This window comes from Gammaproteobacteria bacterium (assembly GCA_014075255.1).
Lineage (GTDB): Bacteria > Pseudomonadota > Gammaproteobacteria > UBA4575 > UBA4575 > JABDMD01.
Window position 1 is genome coordinate 15,449 of record CP046178.1, and the last position, 22,421, is coordinate 37,869.

Annotated in this window: 19 protein-coding genes; 16 read left to right on the forward strand and 3 right to left on the reverse strand. The window is 38.1% G+C overall.

The window, feature by feature from the left end; translation table 11 throughout:
• Positions 1–47 precede the first annotated feature (47 nt).
• The 9 genes from GKR92_00100 to GKR92_00140 all read left to right on the forward strand — a co-directional run bounded on the left by GKR92_00100 (position 48) and on the right by GKR92_00140 (position 10,649).
• Positions 48–1,232: an aminotransferase class I/II-fold pyridoxal phosphate-dependent enzyme gene (locus tag GKR92_00100; protein QMU60184.1), complete on the forward strand. Its 1,185-nt coding sequence runs from the start codon at positions 48–50 to the stop codon at positions 1,230–1,232.
• Positions 1,233–1,246: 14 nt separating this feature from the next.
• Complete coding sequence (locus GKR92_00105; GenBank protein ID QMU60185.1) at positions 1,247–1,822, forward strand: hypothetical protein; 576 nt, start codon at positions 1,247–1,249, stop codon at positions 1,820–1,822.
• Positions 1,823–1,924: 102 nt separating this feature from the next.
• The gene (locus tag GKR92_00110) at positions 1,925–2,437 is read left to right on the forward strand and encodes a hypothetical protein (GenBank protein ID QMU60186.1); all 513 of its coding nucleotides are present in this window, start codon (positions 1,925–1,927) and stop codon (positions 2,435–2,437) included.
• Positions 2,438–2,472: 35 nt separating this feature from the next.
• On the forward strand, positions 2,473–2,817 hold the full coding sequence (locus GKR92_00115) for a hypothetical protein (protein QMU60187.1): 345 nt from the start codon (positions 2,473–2,475) through the stop codon (positions 2,815–2,817).
• Between the two features lie 655 nt (positions 2,818–3,472).
• On the forward strand, positions 3,473–3,835 hold the full coding sequence (locus GKR92_00120) for a response regulator (protein QMU60188.1): 363 nt from the start codon (positions 3,473–3,475) through the stop codon (positions 3,833–3,835).
• Complete coding sequence (locus GKR92_00125; GenBank protein ID QMU60189.1) at positions 3,835–4,431, forward strand: hypothetical protein; 597 nt, start codon at positions 3,835–3,837, stop codon at positions 4,429–4,431. The genes GKR92_00120 and GKR92_00125 overlap by 1 nt, the downstream gene beginning before the upstream one ends.
• Before the next feature lie 22 nt (positions 4,432–4,453).
• Positions 4,454–6,769, forward strand: a complete 2,316-nt coding sequence (locus GKR92_00130) for a HAMP domain-containing protein (protein ID QMU60190.1) — start codon at positions 4,454–4,456, stop codon at positions 6,767–6,769.
• 20 nt (positions 6,770–6,789) lie between these two features.
• Positions 6,790–9,651 carry a response regulator gene (locus GKR92_00135; GenBank protein QMU60191.1) on the forward strand — a complete coding sequence of 954 codons (2,862 nt, stop codon included), beginning with the start codon at positions 6,790–6,792 and terminating at the stop codon, positions 9,649–9,651.
• 122 nt (positions 9,652–9,773) lie between these two features.
• Complete coding sequence (locus tag GKR92_00140; GenBank protein ID QMU60192.1) at positions 9,774–10,649, forward strand: protein kinase; 876 nt, start codon at positions 9,774–9,776, stop codon at positions 10,647–10,649.
• A gap of 95 nt (positions 10,650–10,744) precedes the next feature.
• Here GKR92_00140 and GKR92_00145 read toward each other — a convergent pair whose 3' ends face one another.
• The 3 genes from GKR92_00145 to queF form a co-directional block, all read right to left on the reverse strand.
• Positions 10,745–10,954 (reverse strand): hypothetical protein, encoded by a 210-nt coding sequence (locus GKR92_00145; protein QMU60193.1) that lies wholly within the window; start codon positions 10,952–10,954, stop codon positions 10,745–10,747.
• Between the two features lie 238 nt (positions 10,955–11,192).
• Positions 11,193–11,957, reverse strand: a complete 765-nt coding sequence (gene cysZ, locus GKR92_00150) for a sulfate transporter CysZ (GenBank protein ID QMU60194.1) — start codon at positions 11,955–11,957, stop codon at positions 11,193–11,195.
• Between the two features lie 40 nt (positions 11,958–11,997).
• On the reverse strand, positions 11,998–12,396 hold the full coding sequence (gene queF / locus GKR92_00155) for an NADPH-dependent 7-cyano-7-deazaguanine reductase QueF (protein ID QMU60195.1): 399 nt from the start codon (positions 12,394–12,396) through the stop codon (positions 11,998–12,000).
• A gap of 62 nt (positions 12,397–12,458) precedes the next feature.
• On the opposite strand from queF, the gene smc reads away from it, so the two are divergent.
• The 7 genes from smc to mpl all read left to right on the forward strand — a co-directional run bounded on the left by smc (position 12,459) and on the right by mpl (position 22,419).
• The gene (smc, locus tag GKR92_00160) at positions 12,459–15,968 is read left to right on the forward strand and encodes a chromosome segregation protein SMC (GenBank protein QMU60196.1); all 3,510 of its coding nucleotides are present in this window, start codon (positions 12,459–12,461) and stop codon (positions 15,966–15,968) included.
• A 66-nt stretch (positions 15,969–16,034) separates the two neighbouring features.
• Positions 16,035–16,829 carry a hypothetical protein gene (locus GKR92_00165; GenBank protein ID QMU60197.1) on the forward strand — a complete coding sequence of 265 codons (795 nt, stop codon included), beginning with the start codon at positions 16,035–16,037 and terminating at the stop codon, positions 16,827–16,829.
• A 77-nt stretch (positions 16,830–16,906) separates the two neighbouring features.
• Complete coding sequence (ligA, locus tag GKR92_00170; GenBank protein QMU60198.1) at positions 16,907–18,913, forward strand: NAD-dependent DNA ligase LigA; 2,007 nt, start codon at positions 16,907–16,909, stop codon at positions 18,911–18,913.
• A 7-nt stretch (positions 18,914–18,920) separates the two neighbouring features.
• Positions 18,921–19,376, forward strand: a complete 456-nt coding sequence (locus GKR92_00175) for a hypothetical protein (protein ID QMU60199.1) — start codon at positions 18,921–18,923, stop codon at positions 19,374–19,376.
• Positions 19,377–19,555: 179 nt separating this feature from the next.
• Positions 19,556–20,317, forward strand: a complete 762-nt coding sequence (gene lpxA, locus GKR92_00180; protein ID QMU60200.1) for an acyl-ACP--UDP-N-acetylglucosamine O-acyltransferase — start codon at positions 19,556–19,558, stop codon at positions 20,315–20,317.
• Between the two features lie 191 nt (positions 20,318–20,508).
• Positions 20,509–21,024: a hypothetical protein gene (locus GKR92_00185; protein ID QMU60201.1), complete on the forward strand. Its 516-nt coding sequence runs from the start codon at positions 20,509–20,511 to the stop codon at positions 21,022–21,024.
• Positions 21,025–21,036: 12 nt separating this feature from the next.
• Positions 21,037–22,419 (forward strand): UDP-N-acetylmuramate:L-alanyl-gamma-D-glutamyl-meso-diaminopimelate ligase, encoded by a 1,383-nt coding sequence (gene mpl, locus GKR92_00190; GenBank protein ID QMU60202.1) that lies wholly within the window; start codon positions 21,037–21,039, stop codon positions 22,417–22,419.
• Positions 22,420–22,421: the final 2 nt, after the last annotated feature.

Genomic DNA, 22,421 nt, shown 5'->3' on the forward strand with positions numbered 1-22,421 from the left:
GACCCTAAACAGATAACTCTCGGCAGATAACCTTGATAGGATTCAGTATGGCTAAAAATAAGGTATGTGGCCCTAAGGTTTCTGGGCGTTTGCAGAATGTGAACGCGTTTCATGTTATGAGCTTGATGGCTGAAGCCAAACAGCTTGCTGCACAAGGTCATCAGGTAATCCATATGGAAATGGGTGAGCCTGATTTTTCTACTCCTCAACCGATAATTGAGGCTGGAGTTGCAGCATTACGATCCGGTATCACGCACTACACGCCTACATTAGGGTTACCTGCTTTGCGTGAGGCGATTGCTAACTTTTATATAACAGAATACCGAGTAACGGTTGATCCAGAACAGATAGTGATTACACCGGGTTCAGCTACCGCGTTGCAATTAGTTTTAAATCTGATGGTATCGGATGGAGATGCAGTAGTAATTCCAGATCCAGCTTATCCAAGCACTCATAATCTAGTGCGTTTATTAGGCGGCACAGTGTTGCAGGTTGCCGTGAATGAGGATTCATTTTGGCAGCTGACGGTGGAGTTGCTTGAAGAGCATTGGAATGACGCTATAAATGCAGTGTTGTTAGCAAGCCCTTCAAACCCTACCGGGACAATTCTTGAAGACGTTCAATTACAAAAAATCGCAGACTTTTGTGAATCAAAAGGTGTGTTTTTACTGGTAGATGAAATTTATCACGGTTTAGTTTATGGACAAGCCCCAAAAACTGCGGTGGATTTGAATGACAACACTTTTGTCATCAATAGTTTCTCCAAATTTTATGGTATGACAGGATGGCGAGTGGGCTGGATTGTTTCACCTAAAGCGTATTTGCAAGATTTAAATAAACTTGCGCAACATACATTTTTAGCAGCCCCTACACCCGGGCAGTATGGCGCATTAGCTGCATTTGATGATGATACGAAAAAAATTCTTGTCGAAAGGCGCGATGAATTTAAAGCGCGGCGCGATTACTTGTATGAAGCATTAACAGATCTGGGATTTAAGATGCGCGTAAAGCCGCAGGGCGCATTTTATATCTATGCCGATTGCTCTGAATTTTGTGAAGATAGTTATGAGTTTGCTTGTAATATTTTGCGCGATAAACACGTGGCTTTTACGCCAGGGATAGATTTTGGTTTGGAGGGCGCTAAACAACATGTGCGTTTTGCATACACTACAAATATAGAGAATTTAAAAATTGGCGTGGCGCGTTTAGCTGAGTTAAAGAGTAAGGCTTAAATAAAGGTTAATCTATGAAATGTGCAATACGTAATTTTATATTATTTGGATTCTTTTCATTAACAATTTCCTGCGGCGGTGAAGATGTTGTTATTAAAATCTCAGATGAAGAAATAGTTACTGGGTTGATGAATAATGCGCCTATGGATAATGCACGTATGCATGATTTATTGCAGCGAGTTGATCCAGAGCTGGAAGGAGAATTAGGTTCGTGGATAATTGCTCACGAAGCAGTTAAAGCGCAAATTATTACTGATGAAAAAGCCGATCGTATGCGTGTTATTGTGCCTATTGTTAAGGTTGAAGATATTGAAGAGGGCGAGCTGCTACGTTTAATGCAGGCAAATTTTGATTCCGCTTTAGATGCGCGTTATAGCATTGCGAATGGGGTTATTTGGAGTGCGTTTATTCATCCGCTTTCAGTTTTATCCGACGAAGAATTTATATCAGGTTTAGCACAAGCAATGACTGCTGCTGCAACCTTTGGATCTACATATAGCTCAGGTGCATTAATCTTTAGGGGTGGAGATAGTGGCGGTCAACAACGAGATTATTATGAAAGTATTATTGAAAAAGGCTTGGCTATATAATTTAAAATGTCTACTAACGGACCAAAGTGGACATTCGCTTATTATTCAAATGACTTTGAATTCTATGCAACATCGTCATGAATTGAAATATTAACTAACCAAATGATCAAACTACAAAAAGAAATTAAGTCCACTTTTGGAGCGAAACACACACCTAATACAAGCCAATTGGTTACTGTGGATGGTTTTGATGACCTTGAGAAAGAAGGCGCAGTAAAGTTTTTCTCAGGGAAGTCCTTGGGGGATGTATTAGAACATCTTCAATCACGTAAGGCCGATATGATTGCCGGTGCTGACTACCAGTTGGAAGAATGGTCAGTACTAAAGCCGAGTGCTCGGTATTATTATTTGCAAGCTTATCTTGAGTTTTTGCTTGAAACACAATCTGAAAATGATCCCGATGGAGGATATATCTCAGATCTTTTTCATCAGCTATATCAAACAGTTTATATGTATGGGGCTGAGGCCTATAGTGATGAGCAAAAAGTACTGCTTCGAAAAATAGCAGCATTTGCTTTAGAAACAATCAAAAGTCACAAGGGGATAGAAGATTGGAGCGATGACATTATTGATAATATCAATACCTTTCTATTAGAACTTGAGAAAAATGACTAACAAATAATCCTGCGGACATTCGTAATTATTTAAATATGATTAAATTTATAAAAGAATTTTTAAAAGTAATTCGTAATCCTCCAGACCCGAACTGGCATATAGAGAATGAAGCCAAGCCAAGCAAGAAATTTCCACTTGGTGGATTTTGGAAGAAATCAAAAAATCGTGACCATGGGATTGCAATAGGGCCGTCTGATAATGGTAAATATTTTGTTACATTTTGTGGGCCAGGTGGGTGTTTTGAGAAGGGCACTTATCGACCTAATACATCTATTTATGGCGACTCTAGTTATCGCGTCATTGATGAAAATACTATTGAGGTAAAAGATAAAAAGGGGAAATTTAGTAAGTATGAAAGAGTGAAGTCACGCGAAATTTGATAAACATCAAAATGTCCGTTATTGGCCGAAAGCAGACATAAACTAAACCACTGAAGGGGATTTCAGGTTGGATTCAATTAAAAACACATTCAAAATGACTGCTAACGACCCAAAGCGGACATTAATTAGAAGTTAGAATTGAAGGCATCGTCCAGGATGCGCATCTTATTTGTGCATTCCTGTGCTCACTAATTGTTCGCTAGTGGGCATAAATTGAACCATTAAAGTGGGCGTCTGATTGGATTCAATGTCAAAGAATACTAAATATCTGTTAGTGGCTCTAAGTTGATATTAAAAACTTACGCTGTCAAAAGTAATTACTTAAAATACTTAAAAAACTTCTTTAAGTTATGAGGCTTAAGTGTTGTTTAATTCTTAAACTATAAAACTAGTTTATTAGCAATATACTTGGGAGATAGTGTGTTCGATTTACCTTTGCGTTTGATTGACAAAAAATGTGAATGCCTCCACAGTTATTGCGGGCGGGGCTGATAAGTGCTTATTCATAACGTTGTTGCCAATAAAATATTCTTAACTTAAGAAGTTTTAATCTCTCGTGGATTCTTGGTTGTTATTTTAGCGCAGTAATTTCTTAAACCGATAAGAGCTTTGTGGTCTGCTTTAAGGAGAGAGTAACAATTTAGATTATTAAAATATGATTCATAAAGTACTCGTAGTAGATGATTCTGTTCTTGAATTAGAAAATTTGAAAAAGATAATTTCAAATGAAGGTTATCAAGTAATTTCTGCTGTTTCTGGTAAAGAGGCAGTTGAAAAGGCTAAAAGTATGCAGCCTGATTTGATTTTTATGGATGTAATCATGGATGACCAAGATGGATTTCAGGCATGTCGTGAAATTACTGCTGATAGATTAACTAAAGACATACCAGTGATATTTGTTACTGGGAAAAGTCAAAAAGTTGATCGGGTTTGGGCTGGACTTCAGGGTGGCAAGGCATTAATTGCAAAACCCTATACCCCTGACCAAATAATATCGCAAATTAATAGATATTCTTGATGGAAAAAAACACCCACCTATCTGATAAACCTGTTGATAGTGTTGCAGTTGAAAAATCTGCTCGCGTGGCATGGGTAGATAAGCATGCTGAATTAATTGCAAAACTTGAAGCAGAGTATCAACTGCCCTTACAGGCACAAAATAAATTATCTGAAACCCGCTACCATGAATTCAGTGTTGGTGATTTAAATATTCTAATTTCTGACCAATATTCTCCTGAAATTTTAGAAGATAATGTTGTTTATCCAATGCTTCTTACGCCGGATTGGGTAATAGGCACCTGTAATGTTCGAGGAGAAATTGTACCAATATTTGATTTGGAAAAAATCATATATCCTGAAATCAGAGTAGCCAAGCCCGCGAACTTTAAAACTCTAATTTTGCATGATGGGCAGCATACAATAGGTTTGCCGCTGTTTAAATTGCCTGAACTAATACATCTTGAGAAAGAAGACCGTATAAGTAATTACTCTAAGTTTCCGGTGTTGATAAAGCCTTATGTAAAGGTGGTTTATAAAAGAGAACATAAAATTAGGATTCTTGTTGATTTTTCTTCTTTTTTTGCATTTCTAAAAACTAGCTATATCCAATCTTAATTGCTAAAAAAGGTTTATACATATGCTTAATTTAAATAATATTTTAGACATAAAAATTACTAAAAAACTGACAATTTTATTTATAACTGTGACATTAGGTTTTGCTGCAATTGCGTTAACGTATTGGATGGTGATAAAAAATGAGCGTGAAGCTACTGAAAGATCTAATCTATTTATAAAATATGGGCAACTTGTTAGTAATGCACAAAAAAATTATTTCAAAGTTAGACGATATGAAAAAGATTTTCTTTTAAGCATTTCGGCATCAACTGGCCAGACATATAACAACACACCACTTGATGAGCATGCAAAATATGTTTATTTGTTGGAGCAAAACATGGAGCAGCTTCGTGCTTTGAGTGATTCAGAAGGTTTTAAATTATCTGAAAAAGTAATTATAAATGAGGTCGAGCTGCCTGCAGATTATCAGTCTGAATTAGTTACGCAAGCTTCTGCTGTTGTTGAAAACTATAAATCTTCTTTTGCGGACATTGTGAAATTTAATCAAGTGGTTGGTTTTACAGATGAGGAAGGCCTCAGGAAAAAAGCAAATAGTTTGCTAAGCGTTATTGAAAGAGGGGTGGGAAGTGCATACGCAAATAACGTGCAATCCATTTTGGCTAAGATTAGATCGAATGAGAAGCACATCTTACAATCAATAGATTTAACTGAATCATTTGAGGAATTAAAGCGTCAGCTTCAAGTACTTCAAGTTCAATTGGAGAATCCTGAGAATATTTTAGAATTGGGCAACCCTAATTTGGGTACATACATGAGCGAATATGTAGGCACTATAAATGAAATTGTCGCAAACAAAAGAAACGCAAACGAATATACTGAGCTGTTTGATTTCATGCTTGGGCCAATCTTTGATGAGATGGGGCAATCTTCATCATTGAGTATTATTCAAAATCAAACTACACAAAAAAGTAAAACTAATACAATTGCAGGATTAGTAGCTGTTTCATTAATTGCTATAGCGTCGCTTATTTCATTTCTACTGTATTTGTTTGGCTATACGATTACTAAACCCATTAATAAATTGGTGGATACGATACATGAGGTCAATCAAGGTAATTTGCAAGCAAGAACTAATCTTGTACGTAAAGATGAGTTAGGTGAGTTGTCTACTGCATTTGATCGATTGCTAGATGAGAAGGTCACTCAACTTTCACTTTCAGAAAAAAATAATAATGAGTTAAATGAGTCTATAATTTCGTTATTAAACTCGGTAGCACAGCTCAGCAAGAAGGACTTTACTGTAAAAGCACCTGTATTTGAGGATGTAACAGGTGCGCTTGGCGATTCATTAAATTTTCTAACAAAAGAGACTGCTACAGCACTTAGTGATGTAAAAGAAATATCAGTTCGTGTTGTTGTTGAATCTAATCGAGTGCAAAGACAAGCTAAATTAGTTATGGCTGTTGCAGAGAAGGAGCGTCATCAGGTTGAAAGTATTATGGGTGAGTTGAATAAGTCATCTAATGAAATGGTCAAGATGTCAACGCATGCGACTGATGTAAACAAGAAGGCCGAATATGCATTAAGAAATACACATTCAGCGTTAGAAACTGTTGATCGTTCAGTTGCAGGAATTAATGGTATTCGTGAAACCATTAGGCAAACAGAAAAGAGAATTAAAAGATTAGGGGAACGCTCGCAAGAAATTACTGGAATAGTGAATTTAATGAATAGCATTGCAGAGCGAACACATATACTCGCATTGAATGCCAGCATGCATGCAGCTTCTTCTGGCGAAAAGGGGCGTGGCTTTTCGGTTGTGGCTGAAGAGGTTCAACGATTAGCAGAGAGTGCAAGAGATGCGACTACAGAGATTGAATCATTGGTAAACAATATACGTATTGAGACAAAAGATGCGGTTGCAGCGATGAATACTGCCATTACTCAGGTCGCAGATGGAACTTCACTAGCTGAAAAAGCAGGTTCTGCTATGAGGGCGACTCAAAACTCAACCCAGGATTTGGTTCAAGCTGTGAATGCAATAACTAAAAGTTCAAAAATGCAGGCACATACAAATCTTCAGCTGGTAGAAGATGCAAATGAGATCTTAGAAAGTACTCGTAAGACGGATCAGCATTTGCACCAACAAATGACGACAACAAATAATCTAGTTAGATATTCAAATATGTTGCTCACTACGGTTGGTATTTTTAAATTGCCAGTTGTAGAGCATGAAGACAAATTAGCGAACATTTCAGTTGAAAAAATCCAGAATAAAAAAACAAATATAGGTGTTACCTCTGCTGAAGACGTTAATTTGTACCCAGCAGCAAGAGTGAAACCAAAACGCTTGAAAACGCGTAAAACATATATATAAAAATACTTTTATTATTTTGTATGGAAAAGGATAGAGAGAAAATTGAATGTTTAAATAAACATTCGCCTCAGCAGCAAGAACTAATTGACATAATAAATTCTGAGCTTGCAGAATTTATAATAACTCAAATCGAACTGGTATCTAATCTTTCAGAGCACGTCTTTAAATCAGTAAAACTACAACAAGTATTGGATGCACAAATTGAATATACTAGTCGTATTGATTCTGTTGCAGAAATAATTGGGCTGCACGGCCTGCGCCTATTTTGTTTGCATATTCAAAAAAACTTTGAATTGATGCTATCGAAAAAGATAGACCAGAAAAGTATTATTGATTCTCAGATTTTATACTGGCCCGAGGTAGTACAAAGTTACTTGCAAGCCCCGAGCGATCCAGACTATATACAAGAAGTGTTAGTTTATTTGAATCATGAAGGGTTTCCAATTGCACTAGCCGAGCAGGAAAATATCAGAATTGAAGAGCAGTTCTATAATTCTTCCATTCAAGTCGATAGCAATGAACGTATACAGAAAGCTACCCCATGGCTTGTGAGTTTGGATGTGTCTGAGGATATTGATACAGGAATTATCGATAATTTAATGCTTGATTTGCCAAAACAAACAGAAAGATTGTCAGCTACTGTTCGATCTTTATGTGGCGATGATTTTGTGAATCAGCTAAAAATTGCTGCAAAAATTACACATACTTTAAAAGGAACGGGAAACACGGTAGGAATACAAGGAATTGCTAATCTTACACATTACATGGAGGATATTTTTGAAGTATTGCTAAAAGCGAAAAAGAAGCCATCTAATTCACTTTGCGAAACACTCAAGAATACAACTGAATGTTTAGAAGAGATGTCCGAGTATTTGGAGGGCTTGGGGTCTAAGCCCGAGCAGTCTGTAACAGTTTTCCAAGAGTTACTTAATTGGGCAAATAGTATCAATATTCATGGTTTGACAGATCGAATTGAGTTAAAAGACGATCCTGTAAATTCAACTGATGAAACCTTGGCGAGCTTAGATTCTTCAAAACAGATAGAAAGATCAGATGAAATTTCTTCAGATCTTCCATTACGCGTATCTGCTAAACTGGTAGATGACTTATTAAACAGTACAGGCGAAAGTATAATAACAGGTGAGCAGATAGCAGAGCTTGTTTTAATACTAAAGTCTACTATTCAAAATTTAGTCAATAACAATAAAAAAGTTAAATTACGTGCGCATGAGATTGAGAATTTAATTGAACTTCGAGGAGTATCGGATCGTTTAGAAAATCAACATGTAAATACAGATTTTGATCCGCTTGAATTGGATCAGTTTGATGAGTTACATGCATCTGCTAATCATTTAGTAGAATCCACTGAGGATTCATTTGAATTTTCAAATGAAATTCAAAACACATTACATTTACTTGAGAAGCATTCTGTAAACCAAGTACGAATATTGCAAGAAAGCCAAGATGCAGTATTGCGTATTAGGATGGTGCCTGTGCAAAGCATTGTCCCTCGTCTGCAGCGCGCGGTTAAACAAGTATGTAAATCATCGAATAAGATGGCAGAGCTAAACATTACGGGTGAAGACACGCTTGTAGACAGTGAATTCATTCATCAGTTAGCAGATCCTATTATGCATATTCTTCGTAATGCTATTGATCATGGGATTGAGACGCCTGAAAAACGATTAGAGCAAGGAAAGGATGCTCAAGGTGACATACATTTAAGTTTTAATATGCAAGGCAATACAATTCACGTGGCGTGTCAAGATGATGGTAGTGGTCTAGATTTAAATCGCATAAAAGCCAAGGCAATAGAAAATAATTTATTAAATGAAAACGAAGAATTTAATAATGAAAATGCGATTCGCATGATTCTTCGTCATGGTTTTTCTACAAAAGATAAGGTTTCTCAATTATCAGGTCGCGGTGTGGGCTTGGCAGCTGTGCATGCGAAAATAACCGAAATGAAAGGCGCAATAAGTATTGATACGAATGAGTTAAATGGTATCAATGTAGAAATTTCGATACCTACAAACTTAAATTCTGTACACGCACTGCTAGTAAACTGTGATGACTCAAAATTGGCCATTTCTAATCGAGGTGTTGATGAAATACTTTATGCAGGTGCTGGAAATATTGTTTCGGTGTCAGGCCAATACTATTTTGAATATATGCAGCAACGATACCCAGTATTTGATCTACGGTTTATGCTTGAAAAAACAGAAAATAATAAACCATTAAATAATAAAGTTACTTTGCTAGTAAATGACAGTGTTGGTAATAAATATGCAATAACAATTGATAAAATATATGAAACGCGCGATATCTTAACTAAACCAATTAGTGAGTTAATACCAAATATTTGGGGATTGCTTGGTGCCACTATTTTAGGTGACGGTACAATCACAACAGTAATTGATATTGTTGAATTACTTAAACATACAAGATCGCTAGAAAATAAAAATATTCATAGATTGCACGCTAAAGAAAAAGAAATTCATCGTCCATATGCGCTAGTAGTAGAGGATTCAATAAGTTCACGCAAATCTCTTGCACAGTTTATGCAAGGCCTTGGTTTCACTGTAAATACGGCAAAAGATGGTTTGGATGCACTTAATCAAATCCAGAAACAACGGCCCTCAATTGTGCTAACTGATTTGAATATGCCACGTATGAATGGTTTAGAGTTTACAGCTCATCTTCGATCAAATGAAGATACGGCATTTACACCTATAATCATGGTTACATCAAAATCGTCAGTCAAACACAAAAAAGAAGCAGAGCGTTTGGGGATTACTTCATACGTTACTAAGCCTTATGATGATGAAGAACTGCTTGAAATTATCAACTCACTAAAACTGATTGATCATGTAATCGCATAGAAATGTCAGTCAAAATATTATCCTTAAGATTATAGAGTTATTATTGTTTGATATATTTCTAAAAAACTACACATCACATATACATATTGTTAAGCTATTAGCAGTAATACAATGACACCTAAATGACTGAAGTTCAGGATTTAACATTTGAGATTGAAGCCGAAAATGACCCATCATTTGCGGTGAATTCCTTTAGCTTGGATATACCAGGTTATGAGGTGGTAGGGCTTTGTGGTAGCGGGGCAACTGCAGAGGTTTATGTCGCCATTCAAAATTCTTTAAGTCGTCAAGTTGCTTTAAAAGTGATGCACTCGCACTTAATTTATGATGAGATTTGCGTTAGTCACTTTCTACATGAGGGGCGCATTAATGCAAATTTATCTCATGCTAATATAGTGCCTATCCATAATGTTGGAGAGGTTGATGGTTGTCATTATATCGCCATGGAATATATGCCTTGGGGTAATTTGCGTAGACATCTAAAAGAACCTCACACTCTAGAATGGGTAATTAGTGTCGTAATACAAATAGCCGATGCACTTGCGTATTCGCATGAGCATGGTTTCATTCACCGAGACATCAAGCCTGAAAATATCCTTTTTAGAGATAACGATTCTGTAGTTCTCTCGGATTTTGGTATAGCCGATGACCTTGAACATCGTACTGCAATAAAATCAAAGTCTACTCAAGCAACACCTAGGTATATGAGCCCTGATCTTCTGCGATCAAACCCGATTGGTCCGAGTTCTGATATATATTCTTTAGGGACTGTATTGTTTGAAATGCTTGCAGGTCGCCCTCCTTATGACAGCGGCACTAAACCTTATACTCGAAAAGATATAGTAGCGGTTCAATTCGCTCATTTACGTGACCCTATACCTGAGTTACCCCATGAACTTCAGCATCTTCAGCCCATTATTAATAAGATGTTAGCTAAACATCCAAAAGATCGTTTTTATAAGGCTAGTGATGTAGCAGAAGCTCTTTCATCTATTTAAATAAAAACATTTCTAAATACAGATAATCTCGGTCAGGGTCTTCGAGGATATACACTAAAATAACGATTTAACTGAGCACATAGCCCATATGCTATTCAGCTAAGTTCTAAAGTAGAATGTTGGTATAAAGACGAGGCTTTTTCGCAAAGTTCTTTGCGCAGTTCTTCCTCATATGCGCCTTCGAAGCGGGGTAGTTTTGAAATCGTTGCAATGAGATGCCATAAACCATTTGGTTGACTCATGAAATAAGAAACCATTTTATTGGCTTGTCTTCTGGCTCTGGCTAAGAGTAGTTCGTCTTGCATTGCCATTCTCCTTAAGTTCCATTTTGAACGACAACTCTTATATTGCATGTTTTCAATATTAAAGAATCATCGCGTATTGATTAAAGGCATTAATCTCCTTAATTAAAGGTTCAATAATAAAAATTACAAGAGCAATTGCATGGTTAGTTAGAGTGATAAATATTAACTAAGTTCCACTATAAGTATTGTTAATAAGCGAGCATAAAAGAATATTTGTGTGCTCGGTATGCTATGAAAATTATTTGGTTTTGTTTTCTATTGCGGGAGCGTGCTGTTTTAAATGTTTTGACCAAAGTGAAGTGGCTGCTGCTACACCCACTGGCATCGCGAAAAAATTAAGTCCTGGAATTATAGTCATTACCATTAAAGCAATGCCCATTCCCAAACACAGAAATCGATTATGTTTGATTATGGTTAATTGTTGTTTGAAAGTTAAATTTCGATTTCCCATGGGATAGTCTAAATACTCAATTGCAAACATCCATGCCGCAAATAAAAACCAAATAAACGGGGCAAAAAAATTGATTCCAGGAATGAGAAATAGCAACAGTAAGGGGATAGCGCGTATGGCTATGTAAAAGAGTTTGCGAAACTCATTGCTGATACCAATTCGAGCACCTCGCAATAAACTAAGATAGCCTTCATTGCTACTGTCATTCAAATCCAATTTCTCATTGCTGAGTTTTTGCTCAATTTTTTCCGAAAGCACACCATTAAAGGGTGCTCCAAATACGTTGGCTACAATGGTGAAGGCAAAAAATACGACTAATAAACAGGCAATAAAAAATAAAGGCCAGATGAGAAATTCTAACCAATCTAACCAACTGGGTAAAAATTGCTCTAATAAGCTGTCAAATTTAATATACAAGTACCAAATTGCTCCAATAAATATAATAAAATTTATGAGCACTGGTATCACTACGTAGCGTTTTACGCCACGTAATTTGATCAATTTAAAACCATCTCGTACGTGAGAAGCTCCTTTAAGTATTTGGGAAATCATTCCAACAGCTCTTTAGTTATCGGTTGTTTGTCTGCAGTTGTTAATGTGAACTAGGAAGTTCGACAGGTGATGCAGGATGCCAATCTTGCTTACGATGTTCGACGATTACGTGCGTGTACATACCTCCGCGCACATTAAAATCGGCAACAATTCGCATAAATCGGGGCTTTAGCAATGTCGCAATATCGCTTAGAATTTCATTAGTTATTGCTTCGTGAAATACACCTTTGTCTCTAAATGATGACATGTACAATTTGAGCGCTTTTAACTCAACGCATAGGTTGTCGGGCACATATTCAATTAAAAATTTAGCGAAGTCAGGTTGTCCAGTAAGTGGGCACAAACAAGTAAACTCAGGAATTCGAATTTGTATGGTGTAATCAGTTTCTGTTTGCGGATTTTCAAATGTATCTAAATGTTGGGTATGGAAATTCGTCATTTGTAAATTGGTCTCATTCTTATAATGTATACATTCTAGCGAAATAATTGGCGAAATAATTAATGCGTCTCACATCTATTAAAATGGCCGGGTTTAAGTCTTTCGTAGACCCGACAACTCTGGATTTCCCTACATCAATGGTTGGTATCGTGGGCCCAAACGGCTGCGGTAAATCTAACATTATTGACGCAGTGCGTTGGGTGATGGGCGAAAGTTCTAAACATATCCGTGGCGATACCATGGAAGATGTCATCTTTAATGGTTCTTCTACACGTAAACCAATAGGTCAAGCTTCCATTGAATTGGTGTTTGATAATAGTGACGGCAAGTTGGGTGGGGAGTATTCATCGTTTGCTGAAATTGCAGTACGCAGGCAAGCCACTCGTGATGGTATATCTAAGTATTTCTTAAATGGCACGAAGTGCAGACGTAAAGATATTGTACAGCTGTTTTTAGGTACAGGTTTAGGCCCGAAAAGTTACGCGATTATCGAGCAGGGCATGATCTCAAGACTGATTGATGCCAAACCTGAAGAATTACGTGTATATCTTGAAGAAGCTGCAGGTATTTCTAAATATAAAGAACGTCGTCGTGAAACTGAAACGCGAATTCGTCACACACGTGAAAATTTAGATCGTTTGAATGATGTAATTGAAGAAATTACCAAACGTATTGAGCATTTGCAAAGACAAGCGAAAGCGGCAGAACGTTATAAAGAACTAAAAGCAGAAGAACGTAAAGCAAAAACAGAGTTATTAGCATTGCGTTGGCAGGCGCATCAGGATGAAGTGCAGGAACGTAAGAATGCAATGGAGCATAAAGAGACTGAAAGTCAAAAAGTGGTTGCGGATATTCGTGGGATTGAAGCTGAAATTGAAAAATTACGCGAGCAACATGCTGATGAAACTGGAAAGTTTAATGAGGTTCAAGGGAATTATTACAAGCTAGGTGGGGAAATTTCACGTGTTGAGCAGTCGATTAGCCATGTGAAAGAATTGAACAGTCGTTATGATGAAGAGCTGAAACAAGTGCAAGATGCTTGGGCGCAATCGGAAAAGGGTTTGATTGATGAGCAAACTAAGTTTACTGATTTAGAAAATAAGATTGCTGAAGTTGAGCCAAAACTAAATGCTGCGCGTGAAGAGTTAGATACTAACTCAGAAAAGCTTGGTGAAGCAGAATCTAAGATGGCGAAATGGCAAGATGCTTGGGAAACATTGAGTGTGAAGATTGCTGAGCCAGCACAAATTATAGAGATAGAGGCATCCCGAATCGAGTACCTTGAAAACCATCTTGAACAATTGGCGGAACGCAAAGATAAACTGCTCGAGGACTTACATCGATTTAGCCAGCATAAATCATCCAAACAGTCTGAGGATTTCGTTTCACGTGTAAATGAAACCAGCACTGCGCTACAAGCGATTTCTCCTAAGATTATAGAGTTATCAAAAAGTATTAGTGCGGGTCGTGATACAAGTCAAACACTCGGCGTACAGCTAGAGAAAGCGCGGGAACATCTGCAAACAAAACAAACTGAATTATCATCTTTGCAGGCATTGCAACGGGTGGTGCTGGGTGAAGAAGGTAAGGATGTAAGTCGATGGTTAGATCAGCATGGTTTAAGTGATGCGCCAAGACTGATGGATAGAATGAAAACTGAGGCAGGCTGGGAGGCCGCAGTTGAAACGGTACTGGGTGATTATCTGGAAGCAGTTTGTGTGGACGAGCTCTCACAAATAGCGAGCTCAGTGAAAGATATAAAGACCGGCCGAATGATGGTGTTGAGTCAAAGCACATCAAAATCTTCTCAGCCAGATCAAGCATTAGGTGGAACTTTGGTTTCTAAGGTTAAAGCGCCTGTGGACTTGACCGATAAGCTCGGAAATATTTTTGTTGCTAAGGATGTTCAAAGCGCATTACAAAAAAGTGGTTCATTAGAAGCTGGCCAATCGGTTATTACAAAAGATGGAGTTTGGTTAGGGGCGGGTTGGCTGCGTGTTTCAAGAATAGCTGCAAATAAAGGTAATGTTTTACAACGTAAAAATGAAATTCTGAGTCTTGAAAAAGAAGTTCAAGCTCAGCAAGATGCCATTATAAAAATGGTTTCAGATCTAGAAGTCTGTCAGCGCGAGTTATACAAGAACGAAAAGCAGCGCGATACAGTACAGGCAAGTTTGTCGAATGCTCAAAAAGTACATGCGCAAGCTGAAGCGGAAATGTCGGGTTGGGAAAGTGAAAAAGAGCATGTTGGGCGACAAGAAGAACAGTTGCGAGATTACTTGGATGATGTAAATCGTCAATTTAAGCAATCTGAAGAAGAGTTAGAGGATTCACGCTCATCTAAGCAGCAAGCTGATTCTGTACTTGAGGGGCTTGATATTGAGCGCAAGAGTTTACTAGAGCAGCGTGACAGTGCCGCGTTCCATTTGGATGGTGTGCGTAGTGAAGAGGTTGAGCGTCGTGATTCCACGCATCGTTTAGCATTAAATTTAGAATCATATCGCAGTTCCTTAAATGCAACTCATGCAGCTCTTGATCGAATGAAAGAGCAATCTGGACAACTTAAAGAGCGTGAGCAGTCTTTGCACCTATCTATTGAAGATGGCAGTGCGCCATTAGTGGAATTGAATGAAAAACTAAAAGAATATGTCGATCAGCGCGTTAAGATTGAACATAGCTTGGCCGATGCACGAATGGTTGCACAGAAAACTGAAGAATTAGTGCGTAGCAAGCAAGAACACAATGTAGAGACACAGCGCAATCTTGAGCAGCTTAGAAATGAGTTGAATGAACTGCAACTTGCTTGGCAAGAAGCTAATGTGCGTAGTAAAACTGTTCAGGAACAGTTGCATGAATATGATGTTGCGCCTGAAGCTGTGTTAGATGGATTGGATGAAGAGGCGACATTGCAGAAATGGGAAGAAAAGACTGAGAAATTAGAACGTAAGATTAATCGTTTAGGGCCTATTAACTTGGCTGCGATTGGTGAGTATGAAGAGCATAATGAGCGTAAAGAATATTTAGATAAGCAGCATGAAGATCTCACTAGTGCGCTAGAAATCCTTGAAGATGCTATTCGAAAAATAGATAAAGAAACTAAAGATCGTTTCAAAGATATATTTGACAATGTGAATAGTCATTTGCAAGCCATGTATCCGCGTTTGTTTGGTGGTGGTAAGGCCTGCTTAGAAATGACGGGTGATGACCTGTTGACTACAGGTGTTTCGATTATGGCGCGCCCACCAGGTAAAAGGCTATCATCAATACAGTTAATGTCGGGCGGAGAAAAAGCGCTTACAGCGGTAGCGCTTGTGTTCTCACTGTTTGAACTTAATCCTGCTCCATTCTGTCTATTAGATGAGGTCGACGCCCCTCTGGATGATGCAAATGTCGCTCGTTTTTGTGATTTGCTAAAAGATATGAGTGAACGAGTACAGTTTATCTATATCACTCACAATAAGAACACAATGGAGTATGCCAACCAATTGCTGGGGATTACGATGCATGAGCCAGGAGTATCTCGAATTGTTTCTGTTGATGTGGATGCTGCGGCTGAGATGGTTGCGGTTTAATTATTTTATTTTCGCGCATCACTATAATCTGCGTCAGTTAAAATAATTTATGTCTGCGCAAATTTTATGGAATTAGAACTACGAATTGCACTATTGCTAACTGGGCTGGCAGCGATCGTGGCGATGTATTTCTTTGGCAAATCTAAGCGTGCGGTAATCAAACGTGAAGACGATGAATATAATTTTGAGACTGGCGATTTACCCGATCCACTAGAACTAGATCGAGCGCTTGAGCTAAATGATGATCTAATGCGGGAGGATGATGCTGTAAGCGAAGAAGCAGTTATTGATGCAGCAGGTGATGGTATAAGTAATCTCGTGCGAGAGGATATTGAAGAGTCTCCAAGAATTATCATACCTAAAGACAAGCCATCCCTAAATCATCAACCTAGTCTATTAGATGCTGAGCCTGAGCCTTCCAAGCAAGTAGAAAAATTAGTCATTTTGCATGTAGTGGCGCGACGCCCACAAAAGTTTAATGGGAAAGCGATTTTAAATTTATGCAAAGAACATGATTTGGAGCTCGATAGTGCCTATATTTTCAATAAAAATGTTGAACGCTTCAGCGGAAAGAGAGCATTGTATAGTATTGTAAATATGGTTAAGCCAGGTACATTTGATGCAGATGGCATGCATGGGTTTGAAACCCCAGGTTTGAGTTTCATATTAAGTTTGCCTGGGCCAGAGGAAGGATTGAGAGCATTTAATTTTATGTTGGAAGACGCTAAAAAGTTCTCGGAGCGCTTAAACGGAGATTTATTAGATGAATCTCGAAATCGTTTAAATCCACAAATGACGGCTCATTTGCAAGAAGATATACAGTTGTTTAGTTTGAGACACCCGCGTCCTGTGCCCGCCTAAGATAATTACATCTGCAAAAATCATTTCGGCAGCATTATAATGGCTATGCTGTAACCTCGTTATCTACAGAGTTCGTAATGGCTGTTAGCATACAAAATAAGATTAAAAAGTTGCGGGATGAAATTCTGCAACATAATTATTCCTATTATGTTTTAGATGAGCCCACCATCCCTGATGCTGAATACGACAAGCTGATGAGCAGTTTGCAAGAGCTTGAAAATGCTAATCCTAAGCTAATTACTACAGATTCACCTACGCAACGTGTAGGTGCCAAACCTCTTAACTCTTTTTTATCTGCAAAACATGCAGTGCCAATGTTATCACTTGGGAATGTTTTTAGTGCAGAAGAACTAGAGGCTTTTGAAATTCGCGTTAAAGATCGCTTGAAGAGAGATATTAATATTGATTATACCGCTGAGCCAAAGCTTGATGGTTTGGCGGTTAGCTTGATTTATATAAAAGGTGTATTGGTTCGTGGAGCCACGCGTGGTGACGGTATGACAGGAGAGGATATTACTGAAAATATTCGCACGATTAAGTCTATTCCGTTGCGGTTACGTAAACATAAAAAGTTGCCTACTGAATTGGAGGTTCGTGGCGAAGTGTTCATGCCTAAAAAAGGTTTTGAAAAAATGAATGCAATGGCACGAAAAAAAGGTGAAAAAACTTTTGTTAATCCAAGGAATGCAGCAGCGGGTAGTTTGCGGCAGTTAGATCCGCGAAACACTGCTAAGAGGCCTTTAGATATTTATTTTTATAGTGCAACAAATATTGAAAAATCAACTGCAATCACTACTCAATATAAATCGTTGCAGTTTTTAAAAGAGCTGGGTTTAAGAGTGTGCCCAGAAGTTGCTCTGGTGCCTGGTTATAGAGGTTGTCTAAGTTTTTATGAAGAGATTTCAAAGCAGCGTGATACGTTAGATTATGAAATGGATGGAGTGGTATATAAAGTTAATGATTTAAAGTTGCAAGAAGAGCTTGGGTTTGTTTCGCGCGCACCAAGGTGGGCGGTTGCGCATAAGTTTCCAGCGCAAGAAGCAGTATCTAAAGTAGATCGGATTGAGTTTCAGGTAGGTCGCACGGGTGCATTAACGCCTGTAGCTAAGTTAGAGCCTGTTTTTGTTGGCGGCGTTACAGTGAGCAATGCAACCTTGCATAATATGGATGAGGTGCAACGCAAAGATGTGCGTGAAGGTGACAAAGTTATCATCCGTAGGGCGGGAGATGTTATTCCAGAGGTGGTTAAAACTGTTTTAAAAGCGGGCGAAAAGCGTAGCAAGCCCATCAAGGCGCCTGCAAGATGTCCTGAGTGTGATTCGGAAGTGGTACGTATAGATGATGAAGCCGCTATTCGCTGTAGTGCGGGGTTATTTTGCCCGGCACAGCGAAAAGGTGCGATTAAACATTTTGCATCTCGCACTGCAATGGATATAGAAGGCTTGGGAGATAAATTAGTAGATCAATTGGTAGAAGAAGAATTGATTTCCAGTGTGCAAGATCTATTTTATTTAGAAAAAGAAAAAATTACAGCGTTAGACCGTATGGGGGAAAAGTCTGCGACAAACTTATTAGCTGCAATAGAAGAGAGCAAGCAGACTATATTTTCTCGTTTTATATATTCATTAGGTATACGAGAAGTAGGTGAAGCAACAGCAGCTGCTTTGGCAGATTATTTCCCTGACTTAAGTTCATTGTTAAACGCTAGTAATGAGCAATTACAGGAGATTGACGATGTAGGGCCAATTGTTGCAGAAAATATTATAGCTTTTATAGCACAAGTACATAATCGAGAAGTTATTGATGAGCTAATTAAAGCAGGAATAAATTGGAAGAAGAAAACAAAAATAAAAAATGATTCACTTGCTGGAAAGATATATGTATTAACTGGGAGTTTGGAAAAACTTAGCCGTCCAAAAGCTGCTGAACAATTGAAACAGCTAGGAGCAAAGGTGACTAATAGTGTTTCTAAGAAAACCACTGCGGTAATTGTTGGGGCTAACCCAGGCTCTAAGGTAAATAAAGCAGAATCTTTAGGTGTTAAAATATTAAGTGAAAAAGATTTGCTAAAACTTCTTAAATAATCGTTGGATTGACATAACTATCTTCATATTAGATAGTTTGTTGAGTCGTTTTAGGATACAGGAAAATAAATTATCAATCGGGAGCCGTTTGTTGAAAACTGAGCGTAGAGCAGTAGCACGTTATCGAGCTAAATTGGCTGTTCAGATAAATATGGATGAGTACAGTTTTGGCGCAACTTCTATGGAGGTCTCTTTGCGGGGGTTGCGCATTGTTTGTGAGGGTCCGACAGCAACCAGCATCTTCAGCCGATACATACAAGTTACTCCTGGTGAGAATATTACCGCGAATATTCATATAAAGACTCCTAAACCACGTGGATTGACAGATACTATTGAATGTAAAACTAGAGTGATTTCAGTTAACCGAATTTCCCAGAGCAGTTATGTTGTTGGATTTAGTATTCTTGAATTTGATGAAGATTGTCGGGAACTCTGGAATAGCTACATATCTACCAAACGTTAGCGCCAAAAATTAATTAATGTCACGCAGCAATATTTTGCTAAAATGAGTAAAGGATCTAATGAGTGGTGACGTTATTGATATCGATGACATGGCCGTTCTATTTTAATTACTAGCATATAGTGGATTCATTAAAAGATTCTAAATACTAAAATTCTTCTTAACGTCGTTTTATTAAAAAATTGTCAAATATTCACTCTACTGCTGTTGTTTCTTCGAAAGCAGAAATCGACACTGATGTAAAAATAGGACCTTATAGTGTCGTTGAGGATAATGTAGTTATTCAATCGGGCACCGAAATTGGTCCTCATTGTGTGCTGCATTCCTATGTAAAGCTCGGTAAGAATAATCGATTACACGCACAAGTTGTTTTAGGAGGTCTTCCGCAAGATTTATCATTTGACAGTGAAGAAACCTGGGTGGATATCGGTGATGAAAATATCATTCGTGAAAATTGCACAGTGCATCGTTCTACTAATCCAAATGTTCCAACTACACTAGGTTCTAAGTGCTACTTAATGAGTTATTCTCATGTGGCACATGATTGCCAATTGGGTGATGAAGTAATTCTTACGGCATATGTTGGTTTAAGCGGTCATATTGAAATTGGAGATAAAGCTATCCTAGGTGGGCATGTAGGGACACATCAATTTATACGTGTTGGGAAAATGTCAATGGTGGCTGGATTTACACCTGTGCGTAAAGATGTATTGCCATTTTGTTTGCTAGGTGGAGATCCAGTAAGGCACTATCGTCTTAATACCATTGGTTTGCGAAGAGCAGGGATCAAAGGTGAGAGATATAAAAAACTTGAGCAAGTTTATCGACACTTACGTGATGGCGGATCAATAGAGGATCAGCAAGGCACGCCTGAAATAGATTACCTTCGTGAATGGATGAAAGCGTCATCGAAACGTGGCATATATGGTTTTTTACAAGCATGAGGAAACTCTGATCTAGTTTGATATATCCCTGATTTATGATGAAAGACCTTTCGAATAGCTTATATTTATACACTCTGTTTTCTCGATCTCTTTCGTCTAGATATATGTCCACGGAAGGTCTGTATGCATGTATTGCAGGAGTAAAAACCGGTAGACATTTGGCGAATAAGAAAGTTTCTTAGAGTTGTGTAATGATTGAAATTATAAAAACTCTTTTAGATATCTGCTTGTTACGCAAGGGTCCAGAAGATTTGCCGAGCGATTTGACCTTGATGTTGCTTCTAATAGGAGTGAGTCTTGTGGTTTCTTTTTGGTTGGGTTCGATGATTCACGATCTTCAAATTGCAGGTCTTTCTAGTGTGGCGGGCTTGTTCTTTTCATTCGTATTCACAAAAATATTAGTGCTTAAAAATCCAGAGCGCTTTACTCAAACATTCTGTGCCATGCTAGGTACGGTTACATTGATTAATTTGATTTCTGCGCCTGTAATTTATCCTTTGTCAAAAGAAAGTTTAGGTGGAAGCTTGGTTACTTTGTTTGCTTTGCTTAGTTTTGCGCTCCTTATCTGGGTAGTTATTGTGTACGGGTTTATTTTTAGTCGAGCTATTTCTTCTTTATTGAGATATGGAGTTGCGATTAGTATTTGCTATGCTTTATTAAGCATTATAATTTTAGAATTATTTTTAGCTGCGAGAGTGGCCAATTAAAATGGCAAGCTGATGCATATACACATACTTGGTATTTGTGGAACTTTTATGGGTAGTTTGGCAGTGATAGCCAAGCAATTAGGACACACCGTGTCAGGGTCCGATATGAACGTGTATCCTCCGATGAGCACACAGCTTGAGATGGCAGGGATTGAGCTAATGAGTGGTTATTCAGTAGATCATATATTCCCACTACCCGATCAAATTATTGTTGGCAACGTGATGGGGCGTGGTAATGAGGTGGTTGAATATCTGCTGAATAATCATATTCCTTTTACATCTGGTCCAGCTTGGCTACATGGCCACGTTTTGAAAGATCGTTGGGTACTTGCAGTAGCGGGCACGCATGGGAAAACTACGACTAGCAGTATGTTGGCTTGGATACTCGAATCAGCTGGATTAAAGCCTGGATTTTTGATTGGCGGGGTACCTGAGAACTTCGATTATTCCTCCAGATTGGGTGATTCAAAGTACTTTGTTATTGAAGCGGATGAGTATGATACGGCTTTTTTTGATAAGCGGTCTAAATTCGTTCACTACTGTCCTCATACTTTGGTGCTAAATAACTTAGAATTTGATCACGCAGATATTTTTGATGATCTCGATGCCATAAAGCGTCAATTCCACCATTTGATTCGAATTCTGCCGAGCGATGGAAAACTAATCATCAATCTAGATGATCAAAATATACAAGATGTAATTAATATGGGATGTTGGACGCCAACAGAATCATTCTCGACTATAGATGCCTCTGCAACTTGGTTTGCAGGAGATATCGATTTACAGAATTCACAATTTACTTTACAGCAAAATAATAAGCCGCGAGGCTTGGGTGCGCTTGAATTGTTTGGTCGCCATAATATGGCTAATGCCGTCGCAGCTATTGCGGCAGCTCAGCACGCTGGCGTATATGTAGAAGATGCGTTGCAAGCTTTAACAACATTTTCTGGAGTTAAGCGTCGTCTGGAACATAAAGGTACGTTTAATGAAATTAGTGTCTACGATGATTTTGCTCATCACCCAACTGAAATTGCAGCAACTATAACTGCATTTAGAGAACAACGTCCTGACGGTCGTATTATTACTATTTTTGAGCCACGATCAAATTCAATGCGTTTAGGGATCCATGTAGATCATCTGGCAAAAGCATTTGATGATGCAGATAAGGTATTTATTTTTGAGCCAACAGATTTGCATTGGTCAATTCATGATGTAACAAAAAATATTAAGCCTGACACAAAAGTATTTTCTATTGTAGACGATATTATTTTGGATTTACTAAGCGAGATCAAACAAGGCGACAATGTTTTAATTTTAAGTAATGGCAGTTTCGATGGTCTATCTGAAAAACTAGTTCTACAGTTATCAAGCCGGGAATCTAAAGCATTACATTAATG